Source organism: Pacificoceanicola niger (assembly GCF_048553275.1).
GTDB lineage: Bacteria > Pseudomonadota > Alphaproteobacteria > Rhodobacterales > Rhodobacteraceae > Pacificoceanicola.
This window is the reverse complement of the sequence record NZ_JBLZMW010000019.1, coordinates 4,882-29,877: the sequence shown is the minus strand read 5'-3', so window position 1 is coordinate 29,877 and position 24,996 is coordinate 4,882. Positions and strand designations below refer to the sequence as shown.

At 63.8% G+C, this 24,996-nt stretch carries 25 protein-coding genes; 12 read left to right on the top strand and 13 right to left on the bottom strand.

Features of this window, described 5'->3' with window-relative positions; translation table 11 throughout:
• Window positions 1-138: 138 nt before the first annotated feature.
• The 4 genes from hflC to ACN2XU_RS20135 form a co-directional block, all read right to left on the bottom strand.
• On the bottom strand, window positions 139-1,218 hold the full coding sequence (hflC, locus tag ACN2XU_RS20150; protein ID WP_419412147.1) for a protease modulator HflC: 1,080 nt from the start codon (window positions 1,216-1,218) through the stop codon (window positions 139-141).
• On the bottom strand, window positions 1,215-2,282 hold the full coding sequence (hflK, locus tag ACN2XU_RS20145) for an FtsH protease activity modulator HflK (RefSeq protein ID WP_419412146.1): 1,068 nt from the start codon (window positions 2,280-2,282) through the stop codon (window positions 1,215-1,217). Before hflK ends, hflC begins: the two co-directional genes overlap by 4 nt.
• A gap of 107 nt (window positions 2,283-2,389) precedes the next feature.
• Window positions 2,390-2,734, bottom strand: coding sequence for a hypothetical protein (locus ACN2XU_RS20140; protein WP_419412145.1), 345 nt, complete (start codon window positions 2,732-2,734; stop codon window positions 2,390-2,392).
• The gene (locus ACN2XU_RS20135; RefSeq protein WP_419412144.1) at window positions 2,731-3,045 is read right to left on the bottom strand and encodes a hypothetical protein; all 315 of its coding nucleotides are present in this window, start codon (window positions 3,043-3,045) and stop codon (window positions 2,731-2,733) included. The genes ACN2XU_RS20140 and ACN2XU_RS20135 overlap by 4 nt, the downstream gene beginning before the upstream one ends.
• A gap of 269 nt (window positions 3,046-3,314) precedes the next feature.
• Between ACN2XU_RS20135 and ACN2XU_RS20130 the strand changes: the two genes are divergently transcribed.
• The 3 genes from ACN2XU_RS20130 to ACN2XU_RS20120 all read left to right on the top strand — a co-directional run bounded on the left by ACN2XU_RS20130 (window position 3,315) and on the right by ACN2XU_RS20120 (window position 4,555).
• Window positions 3,315-3,740: a hypothetical protein gene (locus tag ACN2XU_RS20130; protein ID WP_419412143.1), complete on the top strand. Its 426-nt coding sequence runs from the start codon at window positions 3,315-3,317 to the stop codon at window positions 3,738-3,740.
• Between the two features lie 77 nt (window positions 3,741-3,817).
• Entirely contained in the window at window positions 3,818-4,192 is a 375-nt protein-coding gene (locus ACN2XU_RS20125; protein ID WP_419412142.1) for a hypothetical protein, read from the top strand.
• A 174-nt stretch (window positions 4,193-4,366) separates the two neighbouring features.
• A complete protein-coding gene (locus tag ACN2XU_RS20120; protein WP_419412141.1) occupies window positions 4,367-4,555 on the top strand; it encodes a hypothetical protein in 189 nt (62 codons plus the stop codon).
• 59 nt (window positions 4,556-4,614) lie between these two features.
• On the opposite strand, the gene ACN2XU_RS20115 is transcribed toward ACN2XU_RS20120, so the two are convergent.
• Window positions 4,615-5,349: a Crp/Fnr family transcriptional regulator gene (locus ACN2XU_RS20115; RefSeq protein WP_419412140.1), complete on the bottom strand. Its 735-nt coding sequence runs from the start codon at window positions 5,347-5,349 to the stop codon at window positions 4,615-4,617.
• A gap of 150 nt (window positions 5,350-5,499) precedes the next feature.
• Between ACN2XU_RS20115 and ACN2XU_RS20110 the strand changes: the two genes are divergently transcribed.
• The 6 genes from ACN2XU_RS20110 to ACN2XU_RS20085 all read left to right on the top strand — a co-directional run bounded on the left by ACN2XU_RS20110 (window position 5,500) and on the right by ACN2XU_RS20085 (window position 9,721).
• Window positions 5,500-5,742 (top strand): hypothetical protein, encoded by a 243-nt coding sequence (locus ACN2XU_RS20110; protein WP_419412139.1) that lies wholly within the window; start codon window positions 5,500-5,502, stop codon window positions 5,740-5,742.
• 634 nt (window positions 5,743-6,376) lie between these two features.
• Complete coding sequence (locus ACN2XU_RS20105; protein WP_419412138.1) at window positions 6,377-7,402, top strand: AraC family transcriptional regulator; 1,026 nt, start codon at window positions 6,377-6,379, stop codon at window positions 7,400-7,402.
• Window positions 7,403-7,508: 106 nt separating this feature from the next.
• On the top strand, window positions 7,509-7,871 hold the full coding sequence (locus ACN2XU_RS20100) for a glycine zipper family protein (RefSeq protein WP_419412137.1): 363 nt from the start codon (window positions 7,509-7,511) through the stop codon (window positions 7,869-7,871).
• 10 nt (window positions 7,872-7,881) lie between these two features.
• Complete coding sequence (locus ACN2XU_RS20095) at window positions 7,882-8,079, top strand: hypothetical protein (protein WP_419412136.1); 198 nt, start codon at window positions 7,882-7,884, stop codon at window positions 8,077-8,079.
• Window positions 8,080-8,108: 29 nt separating this feature from the next.
• Window positions 8,109-8,999, top strand: coding sequence for an SDR family oxidoreductase (locus tag ACN2XU_RS20090; RefSeq protein WP_419412135.1), 891 nt, complete (start codon window positions 8,109-8,111; stop codon window positions 8,997-8,999).
• On the top strand, window positions 8,996-9,721 hold the full coding sequence (locus tag ACN2XU_RS20085) for a hypothetical protein (protein WP_419412134.1): 726 nt from the start codon (window positions 8,996-8,998) through the stop codon (window positions 9,719-9,721). Before ACN2XU_RS20090 ends, ACN2XU_RS20085 begins: the two co-directional genes overlap by 4 nt.
• Before the next feature lie 136 nt (window positions 9,722-9,857).
• On the opposite strand, the gene ACN2XU_RS20080 is transcribed toward ACN2XU_RS20085, so the two are convergent.
• Together ACN2XU_RS20080 and ACN2XU_RS20075 are read right to left on the bottom strand one after the other, a co-directional pair.
• A complete protein-coding gene (locus ACN2XU_RS20080; protein ID WP_419412133.1) occupies window positions 9,858-12,170 on the bottom strand; it encodes a GMC oxidoreductase in 2,313 nt (770 codons plus the stop codon).
• Between the two features lie 48 nt (window positions 12,171-12,218).
• Window positions 12,219-14,063: a hypothetical protein gene (locus ACN2XU_RS20075; protein ID WP_419412132.1), complete on the bottom strand. Its 1,845-nt coding sequence runs from the start codon at window positions 14,061-14,063 to the stop codon at window positions 12,219-12,221.
• 104 nt (window positions 14,064-14,167) lie between these two features.
• On the opposite strand from ACN2XU_RS20075, the gene ACN2XU_RS20070 reads away from it, so the two are divergent.
• A complete protein-coding gene (locus ACN2XU_RS20070; protein ID WP_419412131.1) occupies window positions 14,168-15,199 on the top strand; it encodes an alpha/beta fold hydrolase in 1,032 nt (343 codons plus the stop codon).
• A gap of 65 nt (window positions 15,200-15,264) precedes the next feature.
• Here ACN2XU_RS20070 and ACN2XU_RS20065 read toward each other — a convergent pair whose 3' ends face one another.
• The 6 genes from ACN2XU_RS20065 to ACN2XU_RS20040 all read right to left on the bottom strand — a co-directional run bounded on the left by ACN2XU_RS20065 (window position 15,265) and on the right by ACN2XU_RS20040 (window position 22,284).
• On the bottom strand, window positions 15,265-15,465 hold the full coding sequence (locus tag ACN2XU_RS20065; RefSeq protein ID WP_419412130.1) for a DUF2783 domain-containing protein: 201 nt from the start codon (window positions 15,463-15,465) through the stop codon (window positions 15,265-15,267).
• Between the two features lie 2 nt (window positions 15,466-15,467).
• The gene (locus ACN2XU_RS20060; protein WP_419412129.1) at window positions 15,468-17,087 is read right to left on the bottom strand and encodes an FAD-dependent oxidoreductase; all 1,620 of its coding nucleotides are present in this window, start codon (window positions 17,085-17,087) and stop codon (window positions 15,468-15,470) included.
• Between the two features lie 304 nt (window positions 17,088-17,391).
• Window positions 17,392-18,342, bottom strand: a complete 951-nt coding sequence (locus ACN2XU_RS20055; RefSeq protein ID WP_419412128.1) for an MBL fold metallo-hydrolase — start codon at window positions 18,340-18,342, stop codon at window positions 17,392-17,394.
• A gap of 55 nt (window positions 18,343-18,397) precedes the next feature.
• Window positions 18,398-19,660 carry a fumarylacetoacetase gene (gene fahA / locus ACN2XU_RS20050; protein WP_419412127.1) on the bottom strand — a complete coding sequence of 421 codons (1,263 nt, stop codon included), beginning with the start codon at window positions 19,658-19,660 and terminating at the stop codon, window positions 18,398-18,400.
• 16 nt (window positions 19,661-19,676) lie between these two features.
• Complete coding sequence (gene hmgA, locus ACN2XU_RS20045; protein WP_419412126.1) at window positions 19,677-21,029, bottom strand: homogentisate 1,2-dioxygenase; 1,353 nt, start codon at window positions 21,027-21,029, stop codon at window positions 19,677-19,679.
• A 130-nt stretch (window positions 21,030-21,159) separates the two neighbouring features.
• Window positions 21,160-22,284 carry an ROK family transcriptional regulator gene (locus tag ACN2XU_RS20040; protein WP_419412125.1) on the bottom strand — a complete coding sequence of 375 codons (1,125 nt, stop codon included), beginning with the start codon at window positions 22,282-22,284 and terminating at the stop codon, window positions 21,160-21,162.
• 268 nt (window positions 22,285-22,552) lie between these two features.
• On the opposite strand from ACN2XU_RS20040, the gene ACN2XU_RS20035 reads away from it, so the two are divergent.
• Window positions 22,553-23,578, top strand: coding sequence for a sugar ABC transporter substrate-binding protein (locus tag ACN2XU_RS20035; RefSeq protein ID WP_419412217.1), 1,026 nt, complete (start codon window positions 22,553-22,555; stop codon window positions 23,576-23,578).
• Window positions 23,579-23,790: 212 nt separating this feature from the next.
• Window positions 23,791-24,858, top strand: coding sequence for an ABC transporter permease (locus tag ACN2XU_RS20030; protein ID WP_419412124.1), 1,068 nt, complete (start codon window positions 23,791-23,793; stop codon window positions 24,856-24,858).
• The last annotated feature ends 138 nt before the right edge of the window (window positions 24,859-24,996 follow it).

Sequence of the window (24,996 nt, the reverse complement as noted above, 5' to 3'; positions counted from 1 at the left end):
GTCCCGCGATGCGGCGTGAGAGAGGTGGCATCCATCGCCCGGCACGGCATCCCGCCGTCATGACCCGGCTCTGAATGGGTCCTGTGCCTGCGACCGGTGCGACAGGGCAATGCCTGTCCGCCTTCGGAGCAAGGGGCGTCACTCCCGGAACAAAGGCCGCCAAAAACGCGCGACGTCTTGCGCAAGTCGGGCCCTGCCGGTTGCGGCCACACCAGCCGCCTCGCCCGCATCGCTGCCGGGCTCGCGGGCCGGGTCTGGCGCGCGCTGCATGCCGCGCAGGAACCGGAACAGATCGCTGTCCGTCGTCAGGACAAGCGTCGTGTCATCGGAGATCATGTCGCCGTAGGCCTGCATGGTCCGGGTGAAACCGTAGAACTCAACCGAGACAGCATCGACATTGTAGGCGCCCGCGTAGATTGCTGCCGCTGCGGCATCGGCGGTGCCGCGAATTTCTTCGACGGCGCGATAGGCTTCAGACTGGATCTTGTTCAGATCCCGCACCCTGTTGCCTTGAATACGGGCCGCCTCACCGTTGCCTTCGGACAGGAACCGTTCGGCGATCTGCCGCCGCTCCGAGATCATGCGGTCATAGATCTTGGGCCGCACGCTTTCGTTGTAGTTTATGCGCTTGAAACGAATGTCGAGAAGCTCGATCCCGAAGACGCGCACCTTCTCGGCCGCCGCCTCGAAGATCTGCTGCTCGACCAGTGCCCGCCCCTTCGTGATGGGAACCAATGCGCCAATGTCCTGCGCAAGCTCCTGATCGGTCAGGAGCGTGTCCCGAAGCGGCGTCCGCCCCCTTGTCGTGCGCACGATCTCGATGAGTTCGTGTTTGGCGACGGCGTTGCGCGTCTCGCTGCCGAGGATATCGTCAAGGCGCGACTGGGCGCTGCGCTCGTCGCGCAGGCGCAAGAAATACTGCAAAGGATCGGTGATCGTCCAGCGCGCAAAGAGATCGACCGAGATATAGAGCTTGTCCTTGGTGGGCATGTCCGATGGCGAGCCATCCCACTCCAGAACCCGGCTGTCGATCCGGTTGACCGCCTGAACGAAGGGCAGTTTCAACTTGAGGCCCGCCTCGGTGATCGGCGCGCCGACCGGCTTGCCGAACTGGGTGATGATGGCCTGTTCGACCTCGCCGATCGTGTAGACGGCGGAGGATGCCGCGACGAGCCCGGCAACCGCGACCCCGGCGGCAATAAACGTAAGGGTCTTCATCGTTGCTCTCCTGTCCGGCGATCCAGGCTCAAAAGCGGCAGGATGCTTGCCGTGGATCCGTCGACGATGATCTTGGAGCCAATTCCCGGAAGAACATCCTGAAGGGTTTCGATATAGATTCGGCGCCGGGTCACTTCGGGAGCCAGACGGAATTCCGTCAGCAAGGCGGTGAACCGGGCCGCATCGCCCTCGGCTTCATTGATCCGCCGCAGGCGATAGCCATCGGCTTCGCGGATGCGCTGATCCTTTTCGCCTTCGGCCAGGGGGATGACGCGGTTGTATTCGCGGCGGGCCTCGTTGATGATCCGCTCCTTCTCTTGCTGCGCCTGGTTGACCTCGTTGAACAAGGCTTGAACCGGCTGGGGCGGATTGATGTTCTTCAACTGCACCTGGTCGATGCTGATGCCCATCGCGTATTTGATCGCGAGCGCCTGCATCTTCAGCAGGGCTTCGCTTTCGATTTCCTGACGCCCGACGGTGATCACCTCGTCGACCGTGCGGTCTCCCACGACTTCGCGCATGACGGACACCGACACGTAGCGCAGGGTCGCGCTCGGCTCGCGCACTTCGAACAGGAACTTCCTGGGTTCGGAAATCCGGTACTGCACCACCCACTCCACGAGCGCGGCATTGAGATCGCCCGTCACCATCTCGGTCTCGCGGCGACCGTCCGTCGGGCTCTGATAGGGATCGGTGGCACCCGGAGTCGTGAAGCCGAATTCCTGTTTCAGCTGGCGCTTGACCGGCACCAGCGTGGTCGCGTCGATCCCGAACGGGATCTTGAAGTGCAGCCCCGGAGGGACCTCGGCGCGGTACTTCCCGAACCGTTGCACAATCGCGACAGAATCGCTCGGCACCGTGTAGTAGGAGGACCACGCCCCAAGCACCGCAAGCGCGATGGCGGCCCCGATGGCAAGACGCCTCACCGGCGGCAGACCGTCCGGCAGAATACCCTGCAGCCGGGTCCGGCCCCGCCTGAGAATTGCGCCGGCCTCGGGGCGACCACGGTTCTGCTTGTTTTTCCAGGGGCCGCGATCCTCCGGCCCAGTGTCATCAGAAGACATCGCACGCGCCTATCCTGGTTGGGGCACTCGGGGCAGTGCCTGGCTCGCGGGTTGGACGATGCGACCCGTTTTGCACCATCATGTCGTCGGCTTCGAACTGCATCACCTCAGAGGTCCAGCTCCTTCAGGCAGGCCTGTGCAATGTCCCGGTCGGGGGCATCGGCTCCTGGCATCGTCGCCCAGCCGGCCGTCATCAGAGCGTCGCGCCTCTGGTAGGTTGAGGCGGCCCGGATCGTTGCAAGCTTGTCCGCCCGCGCCGGGTCTGATCGCGCCATGTCGAGGCAGACAGGCACCATCGAGGCCACGACCTCGTCGCGGGACATCGCCATCGCCCTGTCATTCGACGTCCCGCCGGTCACCCAGCCGCCCCAGGTGAAGCCGACGATGCCGACAACGACGGCACCGATCACGGCACCAAAGATGCCGGGTTTGAGCCATTCGGGAGTATTCATTCCAAGTCCTCCTGCGGAGAAAGCGCCGCTTCGCTATTTTTGTTCGCTTCGGCTGTGTCCGCGTCCCGGCGGAGCGCCGCCTTCAGGTCGGCCTCGGTTGTCTCCCGAAGCTCACTTCGCCCCGCCTGACCGTCCTGTCCGCGCACCCTCAGGTAGGTCGCCGTCCGCCTGTAGGCCTCGAAGCTCAGCCCCTGGAGCAGCTCCTCTTCGACGAGAAGCTCGTAACTGCCCGCGGGCAGTTCGCCCGGATATCCCGGCACGGTGAACGGGTTTGAAAACGTCACCGTCGATCTGGTCGACCGCATGGTCATCTCTGGTCTCCGCGATATTGGCAAATCCGTCGCTCACCACTGATGCGGCCCCTTGGGATGCGGAGCTGACCAGCCGAACGATCGCCCCTGTTCTACATAGCGATCATCCGACCAGGGCTGATACATGTTAGTCCCGGACACCGAACCGGTTTCGCCCCGTCCCGGCGGCAGCCGCCAACACTGACCTGTGTAAGGGCGGTGAGATCGGCCCGCGCGTATCCTTTGGCAAAAGGGGCGATCTGCGCCCCGGCAAAAGGACTGGAATGACAATGGCCAAATCCAATGTACTCAACCCGCACCCCCCCGAGTTCGACCGGTTTCTCTATGCCTTCGTCGGCGAGGATCGAAACGGCTATGCCGTGACCGTGCTCTCCACGCTGGCACGGCTCGGCCTTGATCCCTGGAAGGAAACCGCTGAACTGGTGACGCTGGGACACGACGCGGCCCGGGCGCGGTTGGCGAACCTGCTTGCCCGCTCTCGGGATGTTCCCGCTCTCGCCAGCGATCACGGCAGGATCGCACGGAACCTGAGCCAGTTGCTGCCCGAAGGCCGGACGCCGGGACGCGCGAAACAGGCGGCCTCGTCCGAAGCGGACAGCCACCTGGGAACAAGCGGCGCGATCTGGGCAGTGCTCGCGATCATCTTCGTGCTGTTTCAATTCTTGCTTGTTGGCGGGTCGGGGTCGGGCGAATGAGCGTCTCAACCGTGACAGCGCACAGACAGGCCCATGCCGCGCACAGATCCGGACCCCCTTCTCCGGACGAACAGGGCGTGCTCTGGGACATGGAAGAGCATTTCTGGACCAGTGGCGCCGAAAACGCGCGCGCAACGACAGCGAGCAACGCCGTGATGATTTTTCCCTATCCGCCCGGCATCCTCCAGGGGGAACTCATCTGGCGGCAGCTGCGCCAGAGGACCGGCTGGCGTTCCATCGTCATGGCCGAGCGGCGCGTAACCCGATGCGATGACATCGCGATCCTCACTTACCGGGTCTCGGCTGAAAAAACCGACGTGCCGATCTACAAGGCGCTCTGCGCATCGACGTACCTTCGCGATGATGCCACATGGCTGCGGATTTCCCATCAGCAAACGGCGGTGACTGGTAAGCCGACGGCGCAACCAATCCGCCAAAAACGCGTGGGCTAACCTGCGTCAGTGCGGTGCGGCCCGAGATTGGCTAGGTCATGAGTACCCGCCGAATATTTGGCGGCACAATACATTTCCAAGTTCCTGAAAAGCGTGTGGGCGTGTTGATCCCCAACAGACCGGCCCGCCCACACGCTTTTTATTTCTCGGAAAGTCCATGAAAGGACAAATCCAATGACACCCGATCAAACCAAGACCGCCGAAAAGATGACATCCGTCAAAGCCGCCTGGGACAAGGCACCGTCCGGTCCGAAAAAAGATGCGGCCCTGAAGCATTACCGCGCGGCCGAGACGGCCCACAAGGCCAAGAACGACGCGGAAACGAACAAGGAACTCGATGCGGCGAGCCACGCGCTCGCTTGATATCCAGCGTCTGAGCTGACCACCGGGGTCGCCCGCCAATCCTTGGCCGGCGGCCCTTTCTATTTCAAGAGCGGCCCGGTCTGATCCAGATAGGCTGGATCGAACTCCGCCAGATCTACCAGCCCGGCATGATCTTCAAAGGACACGCGACCGTCCCGAAAGGTCACCAGCCCACTTTCGCGCAGCTGTCGCAGGACGCGGTTCACATGGATGGCACTGAGCCCCAGCGCATCGGCGAGGTGATACTGGGTCAGCGGGCAGTCGTATCCCTCCTTCGTGCCCAGACTCACCAGAGCCAGCCGCGAACCCATTTCCAACAGGAAATGCGCCATGCGGGCATCCGCGTCACGCCGGCCGATCCCGACCAGATGTTCGACCACCATCGCCTCGTCCCGCGATGCCGCCCAGAAGATGGCCGCCGCAAGCCGCGGCGTCTGCGCGAAAGCCGTCAGAAGATCGCTCTTGAACACTTCGGCGGCCTCGATCGGGACGATGGGTTCGAAACTGTGATCCGAGGTGCGCAACAGCACGCTGCGCAAGCCGAGGAAATCACCGGGGATCTGAAAATCGACAACCTGCCGCGTCCCGTCGGGCTGGAGCTTGTAGGAACACACCCACCCTTCGGACAGGATATAGGCCGCCTGATCCGACTGCCCCTGATGCACCATATCGCGCCCGGCGACGAAGGAGCGGCGGCGCTGGTGCAGGCGGTCCAGAACATCCAGCTCTGTCTTTGACAAAGCGACAAAAGCCGACAGCTTTCGGGTAAGAGGGCTGGTCGCGAAGGATGTCATCGTTTTTTCCCTGACAGGTCTTGCCGCCACATTCAAATCCAGTCTTCGACTGCTCTCGATCAGTCCAGCATAGCGTGGTTTCTGCCAGATGTACGCAAAGGTTCGCAGCGAATTCGGGCCGGATCACGAAACGAGAAGGGAAACCCGGGAATGTCTATGGTGAACGAGTATTCAGGACTGGCTGCCCTTACGATCTGCGAGGCCCTTCTGCTGGCCATGAACGATCGCGGCGTGCTGCCGGAGCACGAGATCGTGGGTGTTCTTCGCGACGCTGCGGCAACCCATGAGAACGCCAGGGGATCGGAGGCCGAAACGCAAACGCACCGCGCCGTTGCGGCCCTGATCAACCAGATCATCGCAGGCGGCAACTCCGTGCGGAGGCCGCAGGCGTAAACGCTCCGCCACACGGGATCACCTTACCAGGCGAAGCTTTCGTCCCCTGCGTCCAACAGGACCCGCCTGCGGCGAGAGCCCCAGCCCGTGCTTCCGCCTTATCCGGCCTCAATTCAAGAGCCCGGCCAGCAGCACGAACAGGACCGGAAACGTCACGAAGCAGCGCTCTACGCTGCGCGGCCGGTAATATCGGCATCCACCCTGCCCGTCATTTGGCCGGTCGAATTGCGTTTCATCACCGGGCCATGGGCATAGGGGATCACTCGATCCCGGCACGGAGCAAACGCAAGCTGCATCGGCCAACGCGCCCCTCCGCCCAGCGCCACCTCCGGCACGGGAGGCGCCGCTGCCTCTTGTCGCTTGCCGCGCGGCGCCGCGCGCGTCAGCCGCACCGATCCGAAGCCCGTTGCGTGCCGGGACGCCGCCTGACCTGACCGGATCTGACAGGGCGGATGTCTCCGGCGAACCGCAGATCCGGAATTACCGCCGCACAACCTTTGATCGAGCACCCCGTGTGATGCGACATCAAGCACCGCCGGTTTGATCCAAGCTCACAAGCGCGTCCGGCAGCGGTTGATCGCAACCGGACCGTGGACCTATACTGCGCCCACGACACAGGATCGAGGGGCCATTCGTGGCGGAACAGACCATGGCCGCCGGGTTTGCGGCGGCATTTGCGGACTACGCCTGCGGCAAGGGGGCCACTCGCGACACCTTGCTGCAGCACAGCGGCCTGACCGAGGACGATCTGTCGGATCAGGACAATCGCATTCCCGTGGCCTCCTATCAGGCGCTGATCGGAGCCGCGATCCGGCAGACCGGGGATACGGCCTTGCTGCTCAGACAGACATTGGACTCGCGGCTGGAGACCATGTCCGTGGTTGGGCAGATCGTCCATTCTTCGGCGTCGCTTGGTCACTCCATAGACCAGTTGAACCGCTATTTGCGCCTGATGGCCGATGTCAATCTGCCGCCGGGCGTTGACCGGTTCGAATTGAAGCATACCGACGCGGGCCTGTGGATCATTGATCATCTGGTCGTCCCACAGGGCGAGTATTTGGGGATCGAGGCGTCTTTTGCACGCTTTATCAGTGAATTTCGCAGGTCTTTCCCGGATGCGACATTCGAGATTGGAATGGAGGTCACATTTCCTCCCCCGCCCCACGCCAACGCCTACCCCGAGCTTTTCCGCGTGCCGGTGCAGTTCAATGCCAGCCGCAACGCGCTGCAGATCGACCCCGTTTGGGACAGCCCCGAAACCCGCTTCGAGCCGGGCAACGCATATGCCTTTGGCGTCTTTACCCGCCATGCCGATGCCATGCTGGCAAAGCTGCAGGCCGATCCTTCGATCCGTGCTCAAATAGAGTCCCGCATCCTGCCCAAACTGCACGAGGGCAGTATTTCCATGGATCGCGTGGCCAGAGAGATCGGGATGAGCCGCCAGACCCTCTATCGCAGGCTCAAGCAGGAGAACATCACATTCGCCGAAATCCATGATGACCTGCGCCAGCGCATGGCGATGGACTACCTCGAAAGTCAGAAAGTCACCGTGAATGAAACCGCCTATCTGCTGGGGTTTTCCGAAGCCTCCTCTTTTGTCCGGGCGTTCAAGCGCTGGACCGGGTCAAGCCCGACCGCCTACCTCAATCAGGCCGCCTGACGGCCCTGTGGTACGAAGTGTCAATTGATTGATACCTGCGGTCATGCCGGGACGGGGCGCGACGGACTATCTGCTTTCTCGACAATGAAACGAGAAAGGTCAGACAATGAAAACAGCAGCTTTTGTTTCCGCCGCCGGGTTGGTCCTCATGGCAGCCTGTGGCAACAGCGGTGCCAAATACACACCGATCCTCGATGGCACGCCGACACCCGCGTATCAGGCCGATCTGGCGGCCTGTCAGGCACTTGCCCGCAATCAGGACCAGTTCGATCGCGAAACCATGGGCGCAACGGTTCTTGGCGCGGGCATCGGTGCCGCCGTTGGCGAAGCCGAGAGTGGTGATGCCCTGGGCGGCGCCGCGGCGGGTGCCCTCGCCGGCGGGATCGCGGGCACCGTTGATGCCAGCGAACGTAGAGAAGCCATCATCATCGAATGCCTGCGTGGTCGCGGCCATCGGGTCGTTGGTTGAGGGGGCGGCAATGACGGACATCATTCGCTATCGCGCACGGCGGTTTGACGCCCTTTACGCCCTGCTGACCGGTCGCGCCTTCCCGGAGCGCCCCGGTCAGCCGGGAAATCCCGATGTCTTGCATCGGACCATGAGCCTGCCGGGATCATCACACCCCGAACGCCCCGACAGGTCACCCAACCTTTGCGGCAACCGGGCCGGATCATAGCCGCTGGCCTGAAAGAAGGAGCCCCTTCCATGAAACGTGTCTTCATCGCCGGTGCGACCGGCTACCTCGGGCGCCACCTTTGCGCCGAGTATCAAAGGCGCGGATGGTATGTGATCGCGCTTGTCCGCAAGACGCCCCATGCCGACCCGATTGCGGCCGACCAACTGGTCACGGCGCAAGCGACCGAACCCGCGACACTCAAAGGTATCATGGACGGGGTCGATCTGGTGGTCTCCTGCCTTGGCATCACCCGGCAGGTGGACGGGCTTGGCTATTGGGACGTGGACTATCAGGCCAACCTCAACCTGGTGCGCGAGGCAGAGCGCGCGGGCGTCGAACGATTTGCCTATGTTCACGTGCTGCGCGCCGCCGAACTGGCCGATGTGCCGATGGTCGCCGCAAAATCGGCCTTTGTGGCGGAGCTGAAGCGCAGCCCGGTTGCCGCCACGATCGTCGCTCCCACCGGCTATTTCTCCGACATGGGCGACTTTCTGACCATGGCACAGTCAGGGCGTGTCTGGCTCTTCGGGGACGGCGAGAAACGGATAAACCCGATCCATGGCGCCGATCTTGCCGTCGCGACGGCCGATGCGGTCGAGGCGCAGGACGCATGGCGTGATGTCGGCGGCCCGGACGTGTTCACCCACACGGCGCTGGCGCAATTGGCGTTTGCCAGTCTGGGAAACCCCCCGAGGATTACCTTTCTGCCGGATGTCTTCCGACGGATGGCCCTGTGGCTTCTGCCCTGTGCGCCGCGCCGCATCAGCGGCCCCGCCCGCTTTTTTCTGCGCGCCCTGGCGATCGACATGGTCGGAACGCGCCATGGCACCCGTCATCTGAAGGAGCACTTTGATACCCTCCTGGCCGCCTCCGGTACGCCGCCCCGCGCCCCCCGTCAGACAGATCGGAGCGGATCATGAGACTGGACCACATCGGCGGCATTGCGGCCCTGACATGCGCCGGCACCTATATCTTCGGCTTTGCTCTTCTTGTCACGGTGCTGTCCGGGCTGGGTTTCGGCACAAACGAGGTCGACGCCGCCGCCGTGGTGCGTTTCAGCGTGGACCACACGGCAATCATGATCACCTGGAACACCGTCATCTATATCGTCAACGCAGTGGCCCTCGCGGTCCTGGTCGTCACCTTGGCGGGCCGGTTGAAATCGCGCGCCCCGCATTGGTCCGCCCTGACACGCGCGTTCGGCCTGATCTGGAGCACGCTTGTTCTCGCGGCTGGCATGATTGCCAATGTGGCCACCGAACGCGCGGTCTCGCTGGCCGAACGGGATTTCGACAGGGCCGTGCAGACATGGGACATCCTGCATGCCGTCGAGCTTGGCCTTGGCGGCGGCAATGAAATCGCCGGTGGCGTCTGGATCCTCTGCGTGAGCCTTGCGGGGAGGGTGCGCCCTGCGTTCGGCAAAGCCGTGGTCGCGCTTGGGCTGCTCACCGGGGTGAGCGGGATGCTGACGATCCTGCCGCCGCTGGGTGAGCTTGCAGGCAGCGTTTTTGGCCTCGGCGCGATTGCCTGGTTCATCGCGGTCGGTCTGAGGCTGATCCTGAAAACCGGCACAGCCGCGCCCGCAACAAGACGCAGGAACAGACCCCCGCAAGACCCGCAAAGCCTGATCAAGGCAGACTAGGCCAAAGCGCCCGGCCACATGGGATCCCGCAGGGGCAAGCCGGGGTAAATCAGGCCGGTGTCAACGGCAGTGCCGCCGCCGCCGCACCGGACGATCGCAAGCATCAGCCCTGCTTGCACCCACCGCGCTTTGCCCCTCAGCGCAGCCCGTCAGGCCCGTACGCCGCCACAAGATGGCCGCCGAACAGCCGCGCAAAGCCGCCCATGGTCTTCAGCCGCGCCGCCACGCTCGGCGCATGAAGCACCTCCATGGTCGACAACTGCCGGATGAAATCCGGGATGGCGATGCCCAGCGTTCCCGTGGCCAGCACCGCGCCTCCGGGATCATGCCCGTCGATGATGCGGCACGACAGGGTGGTCGTATCGGCCCAGACGTCAAAGCCCGGATCATCGCGAAGGGTCTTGCGCCCGACAAACAAAACCGCGCGCCCATCGCCGGTGACAAGCGGCATGCTGTATTCCATCGCCCGCGCCCCCGGCACCTCCGGATGACGGGAAAACAGCCGGAACCGCCCGTCCACCGCCGCCATGGCCCGCTCTGACACCCACGGCGCGACAAGCGTCGCAGTCATCTCCGCCGCCGCATCGCGATCGGCAAAGAACGCCTGCGCGTTGGGCATGGTGATCGTCGCCACGAAGTGGCAGTCGACCGGTGTGGTGCTCCCGGCCGGGGTCATCTGTCCCGCCATCTTCTCGGTAAAGCGCAGTCCGATGGGCGCAGGCGCGCGCGCCGGAAGGGTCGGCGTCGGCGCATCCGTATCCAAAGCCCGCCCCTCGGCCTGCGCCAGCCGCATCATCGCCCGCTCCGCCACGGCGCTGATGGTGAACAATGGGTTGACCCCGACAGAGCGCGGCAACACCGAACCATCACAAACGAACAATCCGTCATGTACCCCGCCCAGCCCGTCGAAAACCCGGCAATCGCCGTCGACAACACCGCTCCCGGCGCTCTCTCCCATCGGGCAGCCGCCCAGCGGATGCACGGTGATCAGCGCCTTGTCCATCAGATCGGTCCAGACCGGATTGGGCACATAGGTCCCGCCCGTCGCCGCCGTTGCGGCGCGCAGGGCCTTGGCCACGCTCTCGAATTGCGGGCGGTGCCCGACCTGCGGCCAGTGAATGGCCAGCCGCCCGCCATCCAGCGCCAGCCGCCCGTCCGCTCCGTCATGCGACATGACCAGATAGGTCTGCGTATGCGCCACCGCGCCATGATGCCCCCCGCGCAGCAGGCTGACCAGCTCGCGCAGCCGCTCCGGCGCCCAATCGCCGCTGTCCGTATCCTCGCCCAGCCCCGCCGCCGCGGCGGCCATCACCGCTGGCAACAACCCGGCAAGCGCGCCGGGGATCGCCCCCTCCTCGATGATCATGCCATCGTCGCGCTCCGGCCTGTCGCGCCGGTCGATGGCGCCCACGATGGTCGGCCCGACGGGCGGGCGGTCATGGCCGCGCGGATCGCCGCCCATCGCCCATTCCCCCTGCCCGATCCCGTTGATTGCCACGTCGTTGTTGTAGCCAAATCCCAGCACATCCCCGTTGCCGGAGAACCGCGCGCCAAGCTCCGGCGAAAGCCCAAGCCCCTCCTCGCGCGATCGCAACAGGACGCGCGTCGAACCCAGCGCACCGGCAGCCAGAACCACCCGGTCCGCATGGATGTGCAGCGGCGCATCGGCCAGCCGCCCGCGCGCGCCCTCCGTCATGGTCCAATGCACGCACCACCGCGCGCCGCTTTGGCTGACATGATCCACAGCGACCCCGCAAAACACCTGAGCGCCATGGGCCACCGCATCGGCAAGGTAGTTCATCGCCGTGGTGTTCTTGGCCCCTATGTTGCAGCCCGAACAGCAATCCCCGCAAAGGGTGCAGGCCGCCTGCTCCACACCCGCCGCATTCGGCCCGCTCTCGAAGCGCACATTGATCGGCACCCGCTCCGCCTCTGTACCCATGGCCCGGCCCGAGGTCTTCAGCGACTCGAACTTGGCAAGGGACGGCCAGTCCTCCGGATAGCGCGTCGGCTGCAGCATCGCCTCCGCGCGCCTGAACCCCTCGGCCAGCGCCCCACTGCCCGCCTCCGCCCGCAGCGCCGCAGGCCAGACCGGATCGTCAAACACCCTTGGGTCGGGCTGCAACGACACGTTGGCATTGATCAGGGACGTGCCGCCAAGGCCGCAGCCCACCAGCACCGAAATATCATCACTCACATGCAGATCGAACAGGCCCGCGCGATCGCCCACCTGGCCCAGCCGCGATGTCGCCTGAAACGCCCGCGCCGCCTCCAATGCGGTGTCGGGAAATTCGCCGGGCAGATACTCCCGCCCGCGCTCCAGCACCGCAACCCGAAACCCCATGCGCGCCAGCCGGGACGCCGCGACACCGCCGCCATACCCCGACCCGATCACGATGGCATCGTACTGCCCCTCCAGCGCCGTCAACGGCTGTGACAATCCTTGCAAATCGGCATCCTCCTGTGCAGGTGTGAACCGGCGCGGCAGCGTGCCCGCCTATGGCTCGAAATAAATCGGTTTTTCAATCAGTTCCGGGTCGAGCGGGACGCGGCTGCCGACGGTCGCCGGCACCTCGCGCAGGCCGATGGGATACAGCGTCAGACCGCCGTCCGCGTCGATCCTCATCCGCAGGAAATTGCGATAGCGGTCGATGCGGATCGCCGAGAAGGCCTCGTTGAAATGTCGCCCGAAGCCATTGAGTTGGATCAGCAGATAGGCGCCGAAGATCGTCCCCGAGACCACCGCCGCCACCCCGGCCCCAAGCACCAGCGTCGCCGCCTCCCAGCCCGCACCGGCAGACCCATCCATCACCGAAGGCGGCGCCATCACCCGCACCGTCATCCATCCCGACAGCAGCGCCCCGATCGACTGCGCCGCCCAATGCGCCCCGCCGCTGAGCCAGCGCACCATGGGCCGCACGCGTCCGGCAAAATAGAAATAGGCGGCAAAACTCACCAACACGATCCCGAGGTGCAGCGGCGCATCGACGAGCAGCGCGCCATAGCCCTTCAACGCCGGCCACCAGCCATCGAACTGTGCGATATGGGCCAAGAGCGTCCTGTCCTGCAGCGCCTCGCTCCACAGCGAGAGCGTCCAGATGAACAGCAGGTAGATGCCAAAGATCGCCCCGGTGAATCCCGGGTTCAGCGCCGCAAACCCCAGCGCGCTCCATGTCATCGCGCGCGAGACGTCGCGGGGCGGGTAAACCGCCTCCTGCCCGTCCTGCGCCGCGATCCGGAACACCCGTTCGCGCAGACCGTTGCGCTCTTCGGCGCGGCGGCCGAGCGGATGGCGCTCGACCGGGTTGAGGTGGTGCGTCGGATGCAGGAACGCGCCGCCGCCGCCCGCCACGATCAGCGTGCGCGCACGTGGCTGCACGCTGCTCGCGCTCTCCGCCGTCCCCCCGGTGCCCTCTTCCTCATGGCGCACATAATGGTGGTGGTCGCCGGTCAGGATCAGCCGGACCCGGTGCCCCATCGGAGTGCCCGCACCGTCGCGGATACGCTCCGCCAGCGTCGAGACATAATCGAATTGCTCGAACGCCGTCTGATCCACCGCCTGCGCGGCGCCGATCCATCCCGGGCTGGCCACGGCCACAATCACCTGCGCCGCCGGCGGCATCCAGTTTCGCCCGACATAGGCGAAATACTCCACCTGCGCCTTGTCCAGATACCCCGCCAGTTGCGAATCCACCGCCCAGAGCCACCAGTTCCCCGGCAGCTTCAGCGCGAAATAACTGCGGGTCTGCTGCGTGCTCCAATTGCCGATGATGCGCCCCGGACGCGGCACCGTCGCCTGCCCGTCGATGGCAAGACGCCGACGACAGAACAAATGGCCAAAAGCGATCAGACCATCATACCAATCATGGTTCCCCGGCAGCGCATAAAGGTCCGGCCCTTCGGTTCCGTAATCACGCTCCCGATACGGCAACTCATCCGCCGTCGCCTGCTCCAGCGGCGCGATGAACCGCTCCTGATAGGCCTGCTGCGAGGGATCAGGGTAAACCTCGTCCCCGCCCAGAACCACAACCCGCGCCTGCGGCAGCGGCGCATCCAGCCCGCGCACCAGCAAGGCCGGATCGCTCAGCAGCCGCGCCATGGCATAGGTGGCGTCATAGCCATCGCCAGTGTCGGACATATAGTCGAACCAGAACCCCGCCGCGCCCCCCTCCGCGCTGTAATCCATCGCCGGATCCAGTGCGGCGTCAGAGACCGGCGCATCGAGCGCCATGATCTCGCGCCGGTCCGCGAAATTGCCGAAAATCGACGACAGCAGAACACGCACCCCCGTCTTCAACGCCAGCTTCGGGGTATACCAGTGGGTCATCTCGGGGCGGGCCATGGCGGATCACTATGACTTTGGGAACAACACGGTTACTTTAAGGCGAACTCAACACAGTCTTTCAACCCTTCGCGGTCTCTTTCCCGTCATTCAACAGGCCCCTCATGAATTCCAGCCACTACGACACCCGCACCATTCCCTTCCGCACCGCCGATGGCCTCACGCTCAGCGTCACGAACCTGCGCGGCCCCACGCCCCCGACGCGATCGCCCGTGCTGCTGGTCCATGGCGCCGGTGTGCGCGGCAATATCTTCAATGCCCCGGTCGAAACCACGATCATCGATGCGCTGCTGGCCGCCGGTTTCGATGTCTGGCTGGAGAACTGGCGCGCCAGCATCGACTTCCCGCTCTGCGACTGGACGCTGGATCAGGCCGCCGTCTACGATCACCCCGCCGCCGTCCAGACCGTCCTGCGCGAGACCGGCGCCGAGACGATCAAGGCGATCATCCATTGCCAGGGCAGCACCTCCTTCACCATGTCCGCGCTTGCCGGGCTGGTGCCGCAGGTCGACACCATCGTCTCCAACGCCGTTTCGCTGCATCCGATCGTGCCGCCCTTGTCGCGGCTGAAACTGCGCCTCGCGGTGCCGCTTCTGTCCCGGCTGATGCGGTCGATGAACCCCGGTTGGGGCGATGAGACGCCGCGCGGCCTGCCCCGCCTGCTGGCTTTGCTGACCCGGGCCACGCACCGCGAATGCGACAATACCGCCTGCAGGCTGGTCAGCTTCACCTACGGCGCCGGGGCGCCCGCGCTCTGGGAACATGACAACCTGAACGAGGAGACGCACGCGCGGTTCATCCAGGCCGAATTCGGCCATGTGCCACTCAGCTTCTTTCGCCATATCCGCGCCTGCGAGGCGGCGGGGCACCTCGTCAGCCTGCAAACCCATGGCACGCTGCCTCGGGACTTCACCGCCCAGCCGCCGCAAACCGACGCGCGCTGGACCTTCTTCGCCGGACGCGAGAACAAGTGCTTCCTCCCCGAAAGCCAGGCGGCCAGCTTTGCCTGGTTCGACCGCCACGCCCCCGGCAAACACGGCCTGCAGATCCTGCCCGGCTATAGCCACCTCGACATGTTCATGGGCAAATCCGCCGCGCGGGACGTCTTTCCGCGCATGATCGCCGCCTTGTCCTGAGGCGCGGCCACGGCGCGGCCGCTTGACCAAATCGCTGATCGCGGCAAGGCGAGACCCGCAAAGCCTCAGCCGGATGCGCAGCGGCGCGCCTCATCAAGCGCCGCCCGCAGGACCACCCGGTCCCCAACGTGGTTCGCCAGAAGCAGGATCAGCCGCGCATTGAGCGCCGCGCTCGCCGCATCGTCCAGCCCGTCATGCACCGCGATCAGCTCCGCATAGAACCCATCCGGGTCGGCAATATTCGGCTCCAGCACCAGATCCGCCATGCCTACTCCTCCCATCCGCAGGCCAGCCGCACCGCCGCCCGCACCGCATCGTCATCAAAGCCCGGCCAGCGGGCCACCACATGCTGATCCGGCCGGATCAGATAGACCGCCGAAGGCTCCACCCCCAGGTATCGCTCCGCCAGGGCGGCGGAGGTCTCCGCCTCCACACACAGCCCTGCCACCGCAACACCGCCGACATCCAACGCCGACGGCACCGAAACGCCCAGCCCGAGCAACACAAAGCCTCCGCCGAGTTGCTCCAGCAAGAACCCCGCGCCAAGCGGCGCATCGGGACAGGGCGCGCCCGGACGGCTCCGCCCGGGCCCCGCATGCAGCGCATCCGCCCCGGTCAGGGACAGCCCGTCATAGACGCAAGGCACCGACAGCCGACCGCTGTTCACCAAAGGCCGCGCAAAGGCGTGATGCTCCGCCAGGTCCAGAACCGCATTGCGAAACACATGGCTGACCGTCGACTTCGGCGTGATGAAATCGGTGGCGCGCGTGGAGTTCAGGATATTCTCATCCGCACCATACGCCCGCTCTTCGTGATAGCTGTCCAGCAGCCGCTCCGGCGCCTCGCCCCGGATCACCATCCCCAGCTTCCAGCCCAGGTTGTCGACGTCCTGCATCCCCGAATTCGCGCCCCGTGCCCCGAAGGGCGAGACCTGATGCGCCGAATCCCCGGCGAACAGCACCCGGCCATGGCGGAACTTCTGCATCCGGCGGCACTGGAACGTGTAGATCGATGTCCAGACGATCTCATAATCCACATCGCCGAGCATCGCATCGAGCCGCGCGCGCACATTCTCTTCCTTCAGCTCTTCCTTGCGATCCACGTCCCAGCCGATCTGGAAATCCACCCGCCAAATGCCATCCGGCTGCCGGTGCAGCAGCGTCGACGCCCCGGATTTGAAATGCGGCTCGAACCAGAACCAGCGCTCCGTCGGGAAATCGTCATTGGTCATGCGAATGTCGGCGATCAGAAAGCTGTCCTCGAAGACCCGGCCTTCGAAATCCAGACCCATCATCCCGCGCAAGGGGCTGCCCGCCCCGTCACAGCCGATCAGCCAATCGGCTTCGATCGCATAGGGCCCCTCCGGTGTGCTGATCTCCAGCCGCGCCCCGGCATCCGTGACCTCGACGCCGTCCACCCGGTTGCGGCCCCGGATCTCGATCGGCGCGCCATCCGCCTGCGCCGCCCGCACACGCTCCACCAGGAACCGCTCGAAATAGGGCTGTTGCAGATTGATGAAGGCCGGAAACTTGTGGCCCGCCTCCGGCAGCAGGTTGAAGTCATAGACCTTGCGGTCATCGTGGAACACCTTGCCAAGGCTCCAGACCACGCCCTTCTCGACCATCGGCGCCGCCGCGCCATAGCGATCCGCGATCTCCAGAGAGCGTTTCGCGAAACAGATCGCGCGGCTGCCCTGCCCGATGCCCTCGTGATCGTCGAGCACCACAACCGGAATGCCCTGCAAGCCAAGGTCGAGCGCGGCGGCGATGCCAACCGGACCGCCGCCCATGATCACCACCGGATGGCGCACCGGCTGCGCGGCGTCCTGGTCGGCGGACCGCTCATACGGATAAAGCCGGAACGCCAATTGGTATCGGTCGTGAATCATCGCCTTGCCTCCCAAACCGGGCCGCGCCCTCCAGCGCCGCGCCCGCTCCTCCGCTCACGGCGCGATGACACCGCGTCACCCCGCCATTAACCAAAAAACCCCGTGTTTTTCGCAGATCGTCCAAATGAGAGCCGCCCGGAGACGGGATGAAAACGGGTTTTGTACCAAACTCGGCGAGAATCGTACCAAACTCCGCTCCGCACCCTGTCCCCGCCGGCCTGATCGCGGTTTGCCCTTGTATGCGCAAACCGCCGCGCCACAGGATCTAGTGCCGCGCGGTGCGTTAACCCCACCGCGCGCTGTATCAACCTTGCAAGCTGGCCCACATTTCCTTGTCCCGCTGCGCCGTCCAGATCCGCGGCGTCTCGATGCCCCGCGCTTCGTCATAGGCCCGCGCGACGTTGAACGGCAGGCAATGCTCGTAGATGGCATACTCCTTGAATTTCGGATCACATTCCGCCCGGCAGGCCTCCCAAGCCTCCTTCAGGCTGCCGCCCCGCGCCACGACGCGGGCAATCGGCTTGTAGGTGGAATTGACGAAATCCGCCGTATTCGCAATGGCTTGCGCAACCATGTCTTCACCAACAAGCGCATCACCCCGGCCGGGCGCAATGCTCTTCGGCTCGAACGCCGCGATATTGGCAAGCGTGTCTTCCCAGTCGGCGAAATGGCCGTCACCGCAGTAACAAGCGCTGTGATATTCAACGATATCGCCGGTAAACATGACCTCCTGATCCGGCACCCAAACCACCGCGTCGCCTGCAGTATGCGCCCGGCCAAGATGCATGATATCCACCCGGCGATTGCCGAGATAAACGGTCATGGAATCCGAAAAAGTCGTTGTAGGCCAGGTCAGTCCGGGGATTTCTTCATGTCCCTGGAACAGCCGCGGAAAGCGGTCGAACTCGCTGTCCCAATCTTCCTGCCCACGCTCGGCCACCATGGCACGGGCGGTGTCGGACATGATGATTTCCTTCGCGCCATAGGCACTCGCGCCCAGAACGCGCACGGCGTGATAGTGCGTCAGGACAAGGTGGCTGATCGGCTTGTCCGTCACGCTGCGCACGCAGTCGATCACCTTGCGCGCCAGACGCGGAGTGGCCTGCGCCTCCACGATCATCACGCTCTCGTCGCCGACAATCACCCCCGTATTCGGGTCACCCTCTGCGGTGAACGCATAAAGACCATCTCCGACCTCACTGAAACTTATGGTTTTTTCCGCCATGTCGCCTGCGGAGGCAAATGCCTTGCTCATTGCGTTTCCTTCCTGTCATCGCCCCGGTTCGCACGGTGCGTTTCACTTTCATTCATCAGTTCGCGTAAGGATCATCGAGCGCGGGCAACACCGTGCCGCTACACGCTCCGAAGCCCACTTGATAGCCATCACCCCGCGCCGCACCGCGCAACGTTACGGTGTCGCCATCTTTCAGAAACGAACGCGTCTCACCCGTGTCGAGGGTGATCGGCTCTTTCCCACTCCAGCTCAGCTCCAGCAGCGCGCCACGCTGGTGTTTTTCCGGCCCGGAAATTGTTCCGGACCCGAGCAGATCACCCACGCGCATCGGGCACCCGGAGGTGGTGTGATGCGCCAACTGCTGCGCTGAGGAGTAGTACATTTCCTTGTAATTTGTGCGGGTTATGATCGTTTCCTCACGTCCGTCTGGCGCCAGCCCAACATCGAGGTCAATGTCATAGAGCATCGGCCGCGGCGCTTTGAGATGGTCCAGCAAGGGCCGCTCCCGCTCCGGGGTGTCGCATCGGAACGGCTCCAGCGCGGCCTTTGGAACGATCCAAGGGCTGATCCCCGTCGCGGTCGCCTTCGATTGAAACGGTCCCAGCGGCTGATACTCCCAGGCTTGAATATCTCTTGCAGACCAGTCATTTAGCAGGACATAGCCGAATATCATCGCATCCGCCTGCGCGACACTCACCGGGCCATCCGACGGCTGACCCACGATAGCGCCAAGCTCCAGCTCGAAATCAAACCGGTCGCAGGGCGCAAAGCGCGGCAGGTCCGCGTCCGGCGCCTTGAGCTGCCCCCAGGGCCGCCGGATGTCAGTCCCCGAAACCACAACCGAGGACGCCCGGCCATTATACCCGATCGGCATCGACAACCAATTGGGCGGCAAGGCATTTTCCGGTCCGCGGAACATGGTTCCTACGTTGCTGGCGTGATGTTTGCTGGCGTAGAAATCGGTGTATTCCGCAACCGAAAACGGCATCAACATCCGCGTGCCGACCTGTGGCACCATATAGGGCACAAGCTCCTCCGCCGCGCCGTTCCCTTCTGACAACAGCTCTGTAAGCTCTGCGCGGAAACTCTCCCAAACGGCCGGGCCAAGCGCCATGAATTCCGTCCAATCCCCGAAAAACAGCACTTCGTCCTCATCCGGCGCGACGACAAGCAGGCCATCGGCCTCCATCTCGGTCACGTCGAGGATCATGTCACCAATGGCGACGCCGCATCGCTGCTCCCCGTCTTCCGTAAGGAACGAGCCGTAAGGCAGATTATTCAAAGGAAAATCCGTGTCCGACGAATTGGCGGTCTCAACCCAGCTGCGCATGAGCGGCATGGAGTGTCTCCTGCGGTTATTTCTTGCCCGGTGTGCCGTCGAACTTCTTTTCGAGGCTCTCCCAACAATCGATGTAGTCATCCTGCAAAGGCGCTTCTTTCGCAGCAAATTCAGTAAGATGCTGCGGGAACCTCGTCTCGAACATGAAGGACATCGTGTTGTCCAGCTTCTCCGCTGTCAAATTCGCGTTCGAGGCCCCTTCGAAAGCGTTCCGATCGGGTCCGTGCGGCAACATCATGTTGTGCAGGCTCATACCGCCGGGAATGAACCCCTTCGGCTTTGCATCGTACTGGCCATAGATGTTACCCATCAGCTCGGACATGATGTTCTTGTGATACCATGGCGGGCGGAACGTGTTCTCCGCCACCATCCACCGCTCCCGGAACAGAACGAAGTCGATATTCGCAGTCCCCGGCACGCCGGAGGGCGCGGTCAGAACGGTAAAGATCGACGGGTCCGGATGATCGAACAGCACGGCCCCCACCGGACAATATGTCCGCAAATCATACTTGTAGGGGGCGTAGTTGCCATGCCAGGCGACCACGTCGAGCGGCGACTGCCCAATCCTGGTTTCGTGAAACTGCCCGCACCATTTCACCGTGAGGGTTGACGCCACCTCGCGATCCTCGAAGGCCGCGACCGGCGCCTTGAAGTCACGCGGGTTGGCCATGCAATTCGCCCCAATCGGTCCGCGTCCCGGCAACTCGAATTTCTGGCCATAGTTCTCGCAGACGAACCCGCGACACGGCCCCTCCAGAACCTCCACCCGATAAACCAGCCCGCGCGGCAGGATGGCGATCTCCTTTGGCTCCAGGTCGATGATGCCGAGTTCGGTACAGAACCGCAGGCGACCCTCTTGCGGAACGACCAGCAACTCACTGTCAGCGCTAAAAAAATAACTGTCCACCATGGACTGGGTCACCAGGTAGACATGGCTCGCCATGCCGACCTGCGTATTCACATCCCCCGCCGTGGTCATGGTGCGCATGCCAGTCAACCAGGTGCTCTCTCCAGCCGTCTCGATCGGATCCCAGCGATACTGCCCAAGGCTGATCGCGTCCGGATCGACATTGGGCGCACTCTTCCAATAGGGCAGAACAATTTTCGTGTAACGTGTCGAATGCTTGACCGATGGGCGGATGCGATACGTCCAGGTGCGCTCTGGGGGATTGGCGGTGAACGCGGTTCCGGACAGTTGCTCGCCATAGAGGCCATAGTTGCACTTTTGCGGCGAGTTCATCCCTTGGGGCAACGCGTCCGGCAGTGCCTCGGTTTCGAAATCATTAGCAAATCCGGGCATATAGCCCTCATGTGCCCCGACAGCTTGCGGCGCACGCACCATGCCTTGCGGCAGCGCGAAACGGGTCATGCGATCTCTCCTCACCAGCCTGAAACGGGCCGAAACCCGCTGCAATTCCTCGGGCCGAATAAACGTTGCACTTGCAATGATGTCAAGGAGAATTGTCTTTTCCCGGTCCGGCAGCGGCGGCGCGGAAACCCTATTCGATCAGGAAACGATGCGACAACGGCAGGCTGACCGCGCCCATCACCCGCGCGTCATGCCCCACGTGCCCAGGCCGGACCAGCGGCCTTTGCACCCCGGACAGGTCCATACGATCAAGCTCGGCATTGGTCGCCTCGACAAGCGCCGCGCGCACCTGCGGCGGCAGCCAGCCGTCGATCATCACTTCCGGCAGGTCCAGAACACAAACCGCCGAGACAATCGCATGGGCCAACCCGCGCCCCGCCTCCGCAATCCAGGTCGTAAGGATGTCATCAGGCACCTGCCAGGCGGCGGGCGGCTCCCAGAGGCTGTCCGTAGCATAGCCCGCCGCGCGCATCGCGCGCTCCAGAACGCACAGGGAGGCGCGGTCGATCAGCTGCACCTGCCCGCCTTTGCCATCCGGCACCGGCATCGAGCCAAGCGCCCCGGCATTGCCGCTGCGCCCGGTGTAGAGTTGATTGTTCAGCACCACGCCACCGCCAGCGAAGTAACCGAGATAGAAGTAAAGGAAATCACTCGCCCGGTCATCCGCACCAAAGACGAGCTCCGCCCCGCAGGCCGAGGAGGCATCGTTCTGCATGAAGACCGGCAAGCCCAGATCATTGTGCAGTTCCTGTGCGATGTCGAATTTGCGCCAACCCTCCATTTCTTCCGGCTTGAGCCCCAGCGGCACCGCCCAGTCCCAAAGCCGGAACGGCATCGCAACCCCAAGCCCGGCAATGCGCGACGCCTGCTCCGGGCTCAGCTGTGCGGTGAATTGCTCGAAACTGTCACGGGCAAAGCGCACCGTCGCCTCGGGGCGCGGGAAATCATAGGTTATCCGCGCGCGCGACAGGATGCGGCCGAGAAAATCGGTCAGCACGAGATCCGCACTTCGGCGCCCGATCTTGAGACCGCCGAAATAGGCCCCCGATCCAGCAAGGCGCATCGGCACCGACGGCTGACCGACCTTGCCGCGTTGCGGCTCGCCCCGGCGTAGAAAGCCCTCCTCCTCCAGCCGCCGCATCATCACGGAGACCGTCTGGGCAGAAAGGCCTGTCGCCCGCGCAATTTCTGCCTTGGCCATCGGGCCATGGCGGCGCAGAATCGTCAGGACCAACCGTTCGTTATGCGCACGCATACCGCTCTGATTTGATCCCTTTGACAAAACTTCAAGCGTATTTTCAACCGCTTGCGTCGACGTCTCGTTCTCCAAAACGTGTCCTCCCTGAGGGCGAGAATGTGCGTGGCGGGCGGCGTCTGTCAATAAATAAATCATGGTTATTTATTTATTGACTCTGGCGGCGAATCCCGGTTTTGTCTGGGTTGAGAGACGCGATCAAACGGTCCGGAGGACGATCCGGTCGCAAACTTTCAAACGACCTTAGGGAGGAAAAAACGTGACCACATTGAAGAAAACGCTGACTGTTGGCGCATCCGCACTGGCCTTTACTGCCCTCGCAGGTGCCGCCTCCGCAGCCAGCCATTCGATCAGCGCGTGCCTGATCACCAAGACCGACACCAACCCGTTCTTCGTCAAGATGCGCGAAGGCGCCGAGGCCAAGGCCGAAGAGCTGGGCATTTCGCTCAACAGCTATGCCGGCAAGGTTGACGGCGACAACGAGACCCAGGTTCAGGCCATCGAGACATGCATCGCCAACGGTGCAAAGGGCATCCTGATCACCGCCTCCGACACCTCCGCCATCGTGCCCTCCGTCCAGCAGGCCCGCGACGCCGGTCTTCTGGTGATCGCGCTTGATACGCCGCTGAACCCGATTGACGCCGCCGACATGACCTTTGCCACCGACAACTTCCTTGCCGGTGAGCTGATCGGTCAATGGGCCGCGGCCCAGCTGGGCGATGCTGCCGCAGACGCCAAGATCGGCATGCTCGACCTGGGCATCAGCCAGCCGACCGTCGGCGTTCTGCGCGATCAAGGTTTCCTGACCGGCTTTGGCATCGACGTCAAAGATCCGAGCAAGTGGGGCGACGAGACCGATCCGCGCATCGTCGGCAACGACGTGACCTCGGGCAACGAAGAAGGTGGTCGCAAGGCGATGGAGAACCTGCTTGCCAAGGACATGAACATCAACGTGGTCTACACGATCAACGAACCTGCCGCCGCCGGTGCCTATGAGGCGCTGAAGGACATTGGCCGTGAGAACGATGTACTGATCGTGTCTGTCGACGGCGGCTGCCCCGGCGTGCAGAACGTCAAGGAAGGCGTGATTGGCGCGACCTCGCAGCAGTACCCGCTCCTGATGGCCTCCAAGGGCATCGAAGCGATCGCGGCATGGGCCAAGGACGGCGTGAAGCCCTCCGCAACCGACGGCAAGGACTTCTTTGACACGGGCGTGGCGCTGGTCACTGACAAGCCTGTCGATGGTGTCGAGTCCATCGACACGGCCGAAGGCACGGACCTCTGCTGGGGCTGATCTGATCAACCGGGGCGCACCAGATGCGCCCCGGACCTCCTGATTCCCGGGGCCCGCCTTCACGGCGCGATGCGATGCGCATCCGTGCTCCCGGTTGACCAAGCCCAATCAGAAACACCACACTCCCGGTATGCGGCGGGCGCTTGTCCATCCGCGCCCAATGTATTCCGCGTCGGGGAGTGCGCGGACCTATTCCAAAAAGGGAGAGGATCATGTCCCAGACGGACAATTACGAATCCGCCGCCAGCGGGGCCACCAGCGAGGTGGCATCCTTCGCCGATGACGGCAAGGGAATGCTCGGCAAGATGCAGCACCTGCTGCATGTGAACCCGGCGCTCATACCGCTGATCGTTCTGGTCAGTGCCATCATCGTCTTCGGGCTTGTTCTCGGATCGCGGTTTTTCTCTCCTTTTGCCCTGACGCTGATCCTGCAACAGGTTCAGATCGTGGGCGTGCTCGCAGCGGCGCAATCGCTGATCATCCTGACCGCCGGCATCGACCTGTCGGTCGGTGCCATTGCGGTTCTGTGCTCGGTGATCATGGGGCAATTCTCCTTCCGATACGGCCTGCCCCCCGTGGTCGCCGTGGCCTGTGGCCTTGCCATCGGCACCGCCATTGGCGCGGTCAACGGCTGGCTCGTCAGCCGGGTCAAGCTACCGCCCTTCATCGTGACGCTCGGCATGTGGCAGATCGTTCTGGCCGCGAACTACCTTTACTCGTCCAACGAAACCATCCGCAGCCAGGACATCGAAGCCGATGCGCCGTTCCTGCAGTTCCTCGGGACCAAGATGCAGATCGGCGGCGCCACCCTGACGCTTGGCGTGGTCCTGATGATCGCGCTTGTCTTTGGCCTTGCCTACGCGCTGCGCTCGACTGCATGGGGCCGCCACGTGTATGCCGTGGGGGATGATCCCGAGGCCGCAAAACTGGCCGGCGTGAACGTGCACAAGACGCTTATGTCGGTGTACATGCTTGTCGGCTTCATCTGCGCTCTGGCGGGATGGGTGATGATCGGGCGCTATGGCTCCGTCTCCCCCTCCGCAACCACGGGTGTCATCGGCAACATCCAGGCCATCACGGCCGTGGTCATCGGGGGCATCTCGCTCTTTGGCGGACGCGGCTCCATCGTCGGGGCATTCTTCGGAGCGCTGATCGTGGGCGTGTTCGAGCTTGGCCTGCGTATGGCCGGCGCCGACCCCCAATGGACGTTTCTGCTCATCGGAACACTGATCATTGCCGCAGTCGCCGTTGACCAATGGATCAGAAAGGTCTCCGCATGACCTGCATGAACGATCTCCTGCCGAATGCAGACGACACCGCACGCGGGGAAACCCGCGGGAGACCAATGGATCAGAAAGGTCTCCGCATGACCTGCATGAACGATCTCCTGCCGAATGCGGACGACACCGCACGCGGGG

Bases quoted from the DNA above. Each gene is read 5' to 3' on its own strand.
- hflC (WP_419412147.1), bottom strand. From the start codon at position 1,218: ATGAAGACCCTTACGTTTATTGCCGCCGGGGTCGCGGTTGCCGGGCTC.
- hflK (WP_419412146.1), bottom strand. From the start codon at position 2,282: ATGTCTTCTGATGACACTGGGCCGGAGGATCGCGGCCCCTGGAAAAAC.
- ACN2XU_RS20140 (WP_419412145.1), bottom strand. From the start codon at position 2,734: ATGAATACTCCCGAATGGCTCAAACCCGGCATCTTTGGTGCCGTGATC.
- ACN2XU_RS20135 (WP_419412144.1), bottom strand. From the start codon at position 3,045: ATGACCATGCGGTCGACCAGATCGACGGTGACGTTTTCAAACCCGTTC.
- ACN2XU_RS20130 (WP_419412143.1), top strand. From the start codon at position 3,315: ATGGCCAAATCCAATGTACTCAACCCGCACCCCCCCGAGTTCGACCGG.
- ACN2XU_RS20120 (WP_419412141.1), top strand. From the start codon at position 4,367: ATGACACCCGATCAAACCAAGACCGCCGAAAAGATGACATCCGTCAAA.
- ACN2XU_RS20115 (WP_419412140.1), bottom strand. From the start codon at position 5,349: ATGACATCCTTCGCGACCAGCCCTCTTACCCGAAAGCTGTCGGCTTTT.
- ACN2XU_RS20110 (WP_419412139.1), top strand. From the start codon at position 5,500: ATGTCTATGGTGAACGAGTATTCAGGACTGGCTGCCCTTACGATCTGC.
- ACN2XU_RS20100 (WP_419412137.1), top strand. From the start codon at position 7,509: ATGAAAACAGCAGCTTTTGTTTCCGCCGCCGGGTTGGTCCTCATGGCA.
- ACN2XU_RS20095 (WP_419412136.1), top strand. From the start codon at position 7,882: ATGACGGACATCATTCGCTATCGCGCACGGCGGTTTGACGCCCTTTAC.
- ACN2XU_RS20090 (WP_419412135.1), top strand. From the start codon at position 8,109: ATGAAACGTGTCTTCATCGCCGGTGCGACCGGCTACCTCGGGCGCCAC.
- ACN2XU_RS20085 (WP_419412134.1), top strand. From the start codon at position 8,996: ATGAGACTGGACCACATCGGCGGCATTGCGGCCCTGACATGCGCCGGC.
- ACN2XU_RS20075 (WP_419412132.1), bottom strand. From the start codon at position 14,063: ATGGCCCGCCCCGAGATGACCCACTGGTATACCCCGAAGCTGGCGTTG.
- ACN2XU_RS20070 (WP_419412131.1), top strand. From the start codon at position 14,168: ATGAATTCCAGCCACTACGACACCCGCACCATTCCCTTCCGCACCGCC.
- ACN2XU_RS20065 (WP_419412130.1), bottom strand. From the start codon at position 15,465: ATGGCGGATCTGGTGCTGGAGCCGAATATTGCCGACCCGGATGGGTTC.
- ACN2XU_RS20060 (WP_419412129.1), bottom strand. From the start codon at position 17,087: ATGATTCACGACCGATACCAATTGGCGTTCCGGCTTTATCCGTATGAG.
- ACN2XU_RS20055 (WP_419412128.1), bottom strand. From the start codon at position 18,342: ATGAGCAAGGCATTTGCCTCCGCAGGCGACATGGCGGAAAAAACCATA.
- fahA (WP_419412127.1), bottom strand. From the start codon at position 19,660: ATGCCGCTCATGCGCAGCTGGGTTGAGACCGCCAATTCGTCGGACACG.
- hmgA (WP_419412126.1), bottom strand. From the start codon at position 21,029: ATGACCCGTTTCGCGCTGCCGCAAGGCATGGTGCGTGCGCCGCAAGCT.
- ACN2XU_RS20040 (WP_419412125.1), bottom strand. From the start codon at position 22,284: ATGCGTGCGCATAACGAACGGTTGGTCCTGACGATTCTGCGCCGCCAT.
- ACN2XU_RS20030 (WP_419412124.1), top strand. From the start codon at position 23,791: ATGTCCCAGACGGACAATTACGAATCCGCCGCCAGCGGGGCCACCAGC.